General features: G+C 45.7%; 7 protein-coding genes and 1 pseudogene. All 8 read left to right on the top strand.

The genetic code is table 11. The features are described from left to right. A pseudogene (locus tag R7035_RS23760) lies at positions 1-71 on the top strand (elongation factor Tu); the annotation flags it as partial. 266 nt (positions 72-337) lie between these two features. Further along, positions 338-718: a preprotein translocase subunit SecE gene (secE, locus tag R7035_RS23755; protein ID WP_005384680.1), complete on the top strand. Its 381-nt coding sequence runs from the start codon at positions 338-340 to the stop codon at positions 716-718. Positions 719-731: 13 nt separating this feature from the next. Beyond that, the gene (gene nusG / locus R7035_RS23750) at positions 732-1280 is read left to right on the top strand and encodes a transcription termination/antitermination protein NusG (protein WP_005384681.1); all 549 of its coding nucleotides are present in this window, start codon (positions 732-734) and stop codon (positions 1278-1280) included. Positions 1281-1444: 164 nt separating this feature from the next. Continuing rightward, a complete protein-coding gene (gene rplK, locus R7035_RS23745; protein WP_005384682.1) occupies positions 1445-1873 on the top strand; it encodes a 50S ribosomal protein L11 in 429 nt (142 codons plus the stop codon). A gap of 4 nt (positions 1874-1877) precedes the next feature. Continuing rightward, a complete protein-coding gene (gene rplA, locus R7035_RS23740) occupies positions 1878-2579 on the top strand; it encodes a 50S ribosomal protein L1 (protein WP_005384683.1) in 702 nt (233 codons plus the stop codon). 293 nt (positions 2580-2872) lie between these two features. Then, the gene (gene rplJ / locus R7035_RS23735) at positions 2873-3367 is read left to right on the top strand and encodes a 50S ribosomal protein L10 (protein WP_005382538.1); all 495 of its coding nucleotides are present in this window, start codon (positions 2873-2875) and stop codon (positions 3365-3367) included. 57 nt (positions 3368-3424) lie between these two features. Then, positions 3425-3793: a 50S ribosomal protein L7/L12 gene (gene rplL, locus R7035_RS23730; RefSeq protein ID WP_005382540.1), complete on the top strand. Its 369-nt coding sequence runs from the start codon at positions 3425-3427 to the stop codon at positions 3791-3793. A 252-nt stretch (positions 3794-4045) separates the two neighbouring features. Continuing rightward, entirely contained in the window at positions 4046-8074 is a 4029-nt protein-coding gene (rpoB, locus tag R7035_RS23725) for a DNA-directed RNA polymerase subunit beta (RefSeq protein ID WP_005384685.1), read from the top strand. The last annotated feature ends 46 nt before the right edge of the window (positions 8075-8120 follow it).

Raw genomic sequence — 8120 nt, 5'->3', positions numbered from 1 at the left:
GTCTACGTTTCGCGATCCGTGAAGGTGGCCGTACAGTAGGTGCTGGTGTTGTTGCTAAGATCTTCGACTAATTCATAGCGAATTAGCGATGCTTTCGGAAAATCTTGAATTAGATTTGACGAACCAGTAGCAAAAAGGGCATCATTTGATGCCCTTTTTCTGCACTCAACATTATTTTTGCTGTTTTCTTGTTCAGAAGTGGGTTGGGCGCAGAGCAAGATTAAGCAAAGAGGCTTAATCTTAAGAAGAGTACGCTGATTTTTTCAGCGATATGGAGTTTGCCCTGCAACAGCGGGGTTGTTGTCGTCTATATTAAGACTTGTAACAGGTTGGTTTTATGAAAGCAAATAATGCTGAAACTCCTGATAGCTCAAACGCAGCAGATACGTTTAAGTGGGTAGCCGCTTTCGTATTGGCAGCTGCCGCTGTTGTGGGTAATTACCTGTATGGTGAAATGTCTGTAGTGGTTCGTGCTGCAGGCGTTGTTGTTCTTATTGCAGCTGCCTTAGGCGTTGCAGCAACAACGACTAAAGGTAAAGCAGCGATCAGTTTTGCAAAAGAATCTCGTATGGAAGTACGTAAAGTTGTTTGGCCTACTCGCCAAGAAACCATGCAAACAACACTGATCGTTTTAGCTGTAAGTATTGTAATGGCTCTAGTGCTATGGGGTATTGACGGAATTATGGTTCGTCTAGTAGCTCTAGCAACTGGGGTATAGAGGGTTTTTATTCATGAGTGAAGCTCCAAAAAAACGCTGGTATGTGGTTCAAGCCTTCTCTGGATTTGAAGGTCGTGTAGCTCAATCTCTGCGCGAGCATATCAAAATGCACGGCATGGAAGAGCTATTCGGTGAAGTACTGGTTCCTACTGAAGAAGTAGTGGAAATGCGCGCGGGTCAGCGTCGCAAATCTGAGCGTAAGTTCTTCCCAGGTTACGTCCTTGTTCAGATGATTATGAACGATGAATCATGGCACCTAGTACGCAGTGTGCCGCGTGTCATGGGCTTCATTGGTGGTACCTCAGACCGTCCGGCACCTATCACGGATAAAGAGGCTGACGCGATTCTTAATCGTCTTGAGAAAGCGAGTGAAGCGCCTCGTCCGCGTACAATGTACGAAGCGGGTGAAGTGGTACGTGTTAACGAAGGTCCATTTGCTGACTTCAACGGTACTGTTGAAGAAGTGGATTACGAGAAGAGCCGCCTGAAAGTGTCTGTATCGATCTTTGGTCGTGCGACACCAGTTGAGCTTGAATTTGGTCAGGTTGAAAAGCTGGACTAAGACTCTTCGTTAAAGAGTATAAAAAATCACCTTTTTAGGGTTGTATAAGGCGCGGATTATGACTATAATTTCGCGCCTTTTTACTTCAAGTGAAGTAAAAAGTTTCTTACACAAACGGGGAGCTGATCCGCGATTAGCGTTTGTACCCAAACTTAGGAATTATCATGGCTAAGAAAGTTGAAGCTTACATCAAGCTACAAGTTGCTGCTGGTATGGCTAACCCTAGTCCACCAGTAGGTCCTGCACTAGGTCAACACGGTGTGAACATCATGGAATTCTGTAAAGCGTTCAACGCAAAAACAGAATCTATTGAGAAAGGTCTACCAACTCCAGTAGTTATCACAGTATACAGCGACCGTTCTTTCACGTTCGTAACTAAGACTCCACCTGCTGCTGTTCTTCTTAAGAAAGCTGCTGGCGTTAAGTCTGGTTCAGGTCGTCCAAACACTGAAAAAGTTGGTACTGTAACTGACGCTCAAATCCAAGAAATCGCAGAAACTAAAGCTGCTGATATGACTGGTGCTGACATCGAAGCGATGAAGCGTTCTATCGCTGGTACTGCTCGTTCAATGGGCCTAGTGGTAGAGGGTTAATAAGATGGCAAAACTAACTAAGCGCATGCGCGTAATCCGCGAAAAAGTTGACGTAACTAAAGAATACGAAATCAACGAAGCTGTTGCTCTTCTTCAAGAACTAGCGACTGCTAAATTCGTTGAGTCTGTAGACGTTGCTGTTAACCTTGGCATTGATGCTCGTAAATCTGACCAGAACGTACGTGGTGCAACTGTACTACCTCACGGTACTGGCCGCGAAATCCGCGTTGCAGTGTTCACTCAAGGTGCTAACGCTGAAGCAGCTAAAGAAGCTGGCGCAGACATCGTAGGTATGGAAGATCTTGCTGAGCAAGTTAAGAAAGGCGAAATGAACTTTGACGTAGTTGTTGCTTCTCCAGATGCAATGCGCGTTGTAGGTCAACTAGGTACTATCCTAGGTCCTCGCGGTCTTATGCCAAACCCTAAAGTTGGTACTGTAACTCCTAACGTTGCTGAAGCAGTTAAAAACGCTAAAGCTGGTCAGGTTCGTTACCGTAACGACAAAAACGGCATCATCCACACTACTATCGGTAAAGCAAACTTCTCTGCTGAGCAGATCAAAGAGAACCTAGAAGCACTTCTAGTTGCTCTGAAGAAAGCTAAGCCATCTTCAGCGAAAGGTACTTTCCTGAAGAAAGTAAGCATCTCTACTACTATGGGTGCTGGTGTTGCTGTTGATCAGGCTAGCCTGAACACTCAAGCATAATTTATTTGCTTAGGCGCAAAATTAGTGTATAATTTTGCGCCTAATATTTGTGGTTGGGGCTGAACTTTGGTTCTTTGAACTGTCTCCTAGTTCGAAATGAATTAAGACCCAGTCTCCGTCCAAGACCGTAGGTGTTTGTGTAAAAGCAAACTTAATTATCCTACGTAGATGGTGCCCGAACTGACAGAAAGCTCTATGTAATATAGTTAACTTTCTTCTGGGGAAGCACCTCAATAGCTCTCACTGTCGTGATGATAGTGAGTGGTGTAACGACAACCAGGAGTAAATCCAAGATGGCTTTAAACCTTCAAGACAAAAAAGCAATTGTTGCTGAAGTCAACGAAGCTGCCAGTGGTGCACTTTCTGCAGTTGTAGCTGATTCTCGTGGCGTTCAAGTTGGCGCGATGACTTCTCTACGTAAACAAGCTCGTGAAGCTGGCGTTTACATGAGAGTTGTTCGTAACACTCTTGCTCGTCGTGCGGTTGAAGGTACTGAGTACGAGTGTCTAACTGACACTTTCACTGGTCCTACTCTAATCGCATTCTCTAATGAGCACCCAGGTGCTGCAGCGCGTCTTTTCAAAGACTTCGCTAAAGAGAACAAAGATTTCGAGATCAAAGCTGCTGCATTTGAAGGCGCTTTAACTGACGCTGAAGTACTAGCAACACTACCAACTTACGACGAAGCAATTGCACGCCTAATGATGTGCATGAAAGAAGCTTCGGCTGGCAAGCTGGCGCGTACTATCGCAGCTATCCGCGATCAAAAACAAGAAGCAGCGGCATAAGCCTTGCTTTTTACTGGTTGCTTAATAAACTTATTGTTGACTTAAAAGAGAATTGTTATGTCTATTACTAACGAGCAAATCCTAGACGCAGTTGCAGAAATGTCTGTAATGCAAGTTGTTGAACTAATCGAAGCAATGGAAGAGAAATTCGGTGTTTCTGCTGCTGCTGCTGTTGTAGCTGGCGGCGCTGCTGCAGGCGAAGCTGCTGCTGAGCAAACTGAATTCGACGTAATCCTAGAAGCTGCTGGCGGTAACAAAGTTGCTGTAATCAAAGCAGTACGTGGCGCAACTGGCCTAGGTCTTAAAGAAGCTAAAGCTCTAGTAGACGGCGCTCCAGCACCTCTTAAAGAAGGTGTTGAGAAAGCAGAAGCTGAAGCTCTTAAAGCTCAGCTAGAAGAAGCTGGTGCAACTGTTGCTGTTAAGTAATTATTGCATAGTTTCTTAGCCTAACGGCTAATTGGCTGGTGGTTTTTTAACCACCGGCCTTTTTGCGCTGTAGGGTATAGGCGAATTTTCCCGCTGTTTAAGCGCCTGATATCCATGCAAAAAACATTTCATTCTTACGAAATGAAATGTCACTACAGTAAACAGCTATATTAGTCACTGTCCCTTACCCCCCTTAAGTAACTAGGAGCGGGCGGACAGTTTGGGTCACTTATCAGCGAGCTGAGGAACCCCATGGTTTACTCTTATACCGAGAAAAAGCGCATCCGTAAGGACTTTGGTACTCGTCCACAAGTTTTGGACATTCCATACCTGCTATCGATCCAGCTCGATTCGTTCGACAAATTTATCGAACAGGATCCTGAAGGTCAATACGGTCTTGAAGCCGCTTTCCGTTCTGTATTTCCGATTCAGAGCTACAACGGCAATTCTGAGCTGCAATACGTTAGCTACCGTCTTGGTGAGCCAGTTTTTGACGTTAAAGAATGTCAAATCCGCGGTGTAACTTACTCAAAGCCACTACGTGTAAAACTACGCCTAGTTATCTTTGATAAAGACGCGCCAGCAGGTACTGTAAAAGACATTAAAGAACAAGAAGTCTACATGGGTGAAATTCCACTCATGACAGACAATGGTACCTTCGTAATCAACGGTACCGAGAGGGTTATCGTATCCCAGCTGCACCGAAGCCCAGGCGTGTTCTTCGACAGCGATAAGGGTAAGACCCACTCTTCAGGTAAAGTTTTATACAACGCACGTGTTATTCCTTACCGTGGTTCATGGCTTGATTTCGAGTTTGATCCTAAGGATAACTTGTACGTTCGTATCGACCGCCGTCGTAAGCTACCAGCATCGATCATCCTTCGAGCACTAGGTAAGTCGACAGAAGAAATCCTAGATATCTTCTTCGAGAAAGTGAACTTCGAAGTGAAAGACCAAACTCTATTGATGGAGTTGGTTCCTGATCGTCTACGTGGTGAAACTGCGTCATTCGACATCGAAGCAAATGGTAAAGTTTACGTTGAGCAGGGTCGTCGCGTAACAGCTCGTCATATCCGCCAACTAGAAAAAGATGGCGTTGATCACATCGAAGTACCAGTTGAGTACATCGTTGGTAAAGTTGCATCTAAAGATTACATCAATGAAGCAACTGGCGAGATCATTGTTAACGCTAACCAGGAAATCAGCCTGGAAGCATTAGCGAACCTATCTCAGGCAGGCCACAAAGCGCTAGAAGTTCTATTTACGAACGATCTAGACCACGGTCCATTCATGTCAGAAACATTACGTATTGACAGCACGGTTGATCGTATTTCTGCATTGGTAGAAATCTACCGCATGATGCGCCCTGGTGAGCCGCCAACAAAAGAAGCTGCAGAAGCTCTATTCGAAAGCCTATTCTTCTCTGAAGAGCGTTACGATCTATCGACTGTTGGTCGTATGAAGTTCAACAGCTCTATCGGCCGTGAAGATGCTCAAGAGCAAGGCACACTTGATGAAACTGATATCATCGAAGTGATGAAGAAGCTGATCGCGATCCGTAACGGTAAGGGCGAAGTGGACGATATCGACCACCTAGGCAACCGTCGTATCCGTTCTGTAGGCGAAATGGCTGAGAACCAGTTCCGTGTAGGTCTAGTACGTGTTGAGCGTGCAGTTAAAGAGCGTCTAAGCCTAGGCGATCTTGACGCAATCATGCCTCAAGACTTGATCAACGCGAAGCCAATTTCTGCGGCAGTTAAAGAATTCTTTGGCTCTTCACAGCTTTCACAGTTCATGGACCAAAACAACCCGCTATCAGAAGTAACGCACAAGCGTCGTATTTCTGCGTTGGGTCCTGGCGGTCTAACTCGTGAACGTGCTGGCTTCGAAGTACGTGACGTACACGTAACTCACTACGGTCGTCTATGTCCTATCGAAACGCCTGAAGGTCCAAACATCGGTCTGATCAACTCTCTATCTGCGTTTGCGCGTTGTAACGAGTACGGTTTCCTAGAGACACCATACCGTCGCGTTGTAGATGGCGTAGTAACAGACGAAGTAGATTACCTATCTGCAATCGAAGAAGGCCAATTCGTTATCGCACAGGCGAACGCTAAGCTAAACGAAGATGGTACTTTTGCAGATGAGCTGATCACAGCTCGTCAGAAAGGTGAATCTGGTCTACACCCTCGTGAGCACGCTCAGTACATGGACGTTGCGACAAACCAGGTTGTATCTATCGCTGCATCGCTTATCCCGTTCCTAGAACACGATGATGCGAACCGTGCATTGATGGGTGCGAACATGCAACGTCAGGCAGTTCCAACACTGAAAGCTGACAAACCGCTTGTTGGTACTGGTATTGAACGTAACGTAGCAGTTGACTCAGGTGTAACTGCAGTTGCTAAACGTGGTGGTGTAATCCAGTCAGTAGATGCTTCTCGTATCGTTGTTAAAGTTAACGAAGAAGAGCTAGTACCAGGTGAAGCTGGTATCGACATCTACAACCTGACTAAATACACACGTTCTAACCAGAACACATGTATTAACCAGCGCCCATGTGTGATGCCAGGTGAGCCTGTATCACGCGGTGACGTTCTTGCTGATGGTCCTTCAACAGACCTTGGTGAACTAGCGCTTGGTCAAAACATGCGTATCGCGTTCATGCCTTGGAACGGTTACAACTTCGAAGACTCGATCTTAGTATCTGAGCGCGTAGTTCAAGAAGACCGTTTCACGACTATCCACATCCAAGAACTGACTTGTGTGGCGCGTGATACTAAGCTTGGTTCTGAAGAGATCACAGCGGATATTCCAAACGTAGGTGAGTCTGCTCTGTCTAAACTAGACGAGTCAGGTATCGTTTACATCGGTGCTGAAGTTAAGGGTGGCGACATCCTAGTTGGTAAAGTTACACCTAAAGGTGAAACTCAGCTAACGCCTGAAGAGAAGCTACTACGTGCAATCTTCGGTGAAAAAGCATCTGACGTTAAAGATACTTCACTACGTGTACCTAACTCTGTATCAGGTACGATCATCGACGTTCAAGTCTTTACTCGCGATGGCGTAGAGAAAGACAAGCGTGCGCTTGAAATCGAACAGATGCAGCTTAAAGAAGCGAAGAAAGACCTAACTGAAGAATTCCAGATTCTTGAGGGCGGCCTTCTAAACCGTGTTAAAGCTGTATTGATTGAAGGCGGTTACTCTGAAGCGAAACTAGACACAACTGATCGTAAGAAGTGGCTAGAACTAACGCTAGAAGATGACGCACTACAAACTCAGCTTGAGCAACTTGCTGAGCAGTGGGATGAGCTAAAAGCTGACTTCGATAAGAAGTTCGAAACTAAGCGTCGTAAGATCACTCAAGGTGATGATTTAGCACCTGGCGTCCTGAAGATCGTTAAGGTTTACCTAGCGGTTAAACGTCGCATTCAGCCTGGTGATAAGATGGCGGGTCGTCACGGTAACAAGGGTGTAATCTCTAAGATCAACCCTGTTGAAGACATGCCATACGATGAGAAAGGTCAGCCTGTAGACATCGTACTTAACCCACTGGGTGTACCTTCGCGTATGAACATCGGTCAGATCCTAGAAGTACACTTAGGTCTGGCAGCGAAAGGTATCGGTGACAAGATCAACCAGATGGTTAAAGAGCAGCAAGAACTAGCGAAATTCCGCGAGTTCCTACAAAAAGTTTACGATCTAGGCGACACTCGCCAGAAAGTAGACATTGCTTCTCTATCTGATGATGAAGTACGTACTCTGATCAAGAACTTGCGTGGCGGTCTACCAATCGCGACTCCTGTATTTGATGGCGCTCCAGAAGAGTCAATCAAAGCACTTCTTGAGCTAGCAGATCTACCAACATCAGGTCAGTTAACACTGTTTGATGGTCGCACAGGTGATGCGTTTGAGCGTCCTGTAACTGTTGGTTACATGTACATGCTGAAACTGAACCACCTTGTTGATGACAAGATGCACGCTCGTTCAACTGGTTCGTACAGCCTAGTAACTCAGCAGCCACTAGGTGGTAAAGCTCAGTTCGGTGGTCAGCGTTTCGGTGAGATGGAAGTATGGGCACTAGAAGCATACGGTGCTGCTTACACGCTACAAGAAATGCTAACGGTTAAGTCGGATGACGTTAACGGCCGTACTAAGATGTACAAGAACATCGTAGACGGTAACCACAGCATGGAACCTGGCATGCCAGAATCGTTCAACGTACTGTTGAAAGAGATCCGCTCGCTAGGTATCAACATCGAGCTAGAAGACGAAGAGTAATCCTTTTCTCTCTTGATGAAAGTCGAGAGAATCAAAGCGATTATTT

The organism is Vibrio sp. 1731, from assembly GCF_033339955.1.
GTDB lineage: Bacteria > Pseudomonadota > Gammaproteobacteria > Enterobacterales > Vibrionaceae > Vibrio > Vibrio alginolyticus.
Note: the sequence above shows the minus strand (reverse complement) of the source record. Positions and strands in the feature narration are given on the sequence as shown.

Bases quoted from the DNA above. Each gene is read 5' to 3' on its own strand.
- rplK (WP_005384682.1), top strand. From the start codon at position 1,445: ATGGCTAAGAAAGTTGAAGCTTACATCAAGCTACAAGTTGCTGCTGGT.
- secE (WP_005384680.1), top strand. From the start codon at position 338: ATGAAAGCAAATAATGCTGAAACTCCTGATAGCTCAAACGCAGCAGAT.
- rplL (WP_005382540.1), top strand. From the start codon at position 3,425: ATGTCTATTACTAACGAGCAAATCCTAGACGCAGTTGCAGAAATGTCT.
- rpoB (WP_005384685.1), top strand. From the start codon at position 4,046: ATGGTTTACTCTTATACCGAGAAAAAGCGCATCCGTAAGGACTTTGGT.
- rplJ (WP_005382538.1), top strand. From the start codon at position 2,873: ATGGCTTTAAACCTTCAAGACAAAAAAGCAATTGTTGCTGAAGTCAAC.
- rplA (WP_005384683.1), top strand. From the start codon at position 1,878: ATGGCAAAACTAACTAAGCGCATGCGCGTAATCCGCGAAAAAGTTGAC.
- nusG (WP_005384681.1), top strand. From the start codon at position 732: ATGAGTGAAGCTCCAAAAAAACGCTGGTATGTGGTTCAAGCCTTCTCT.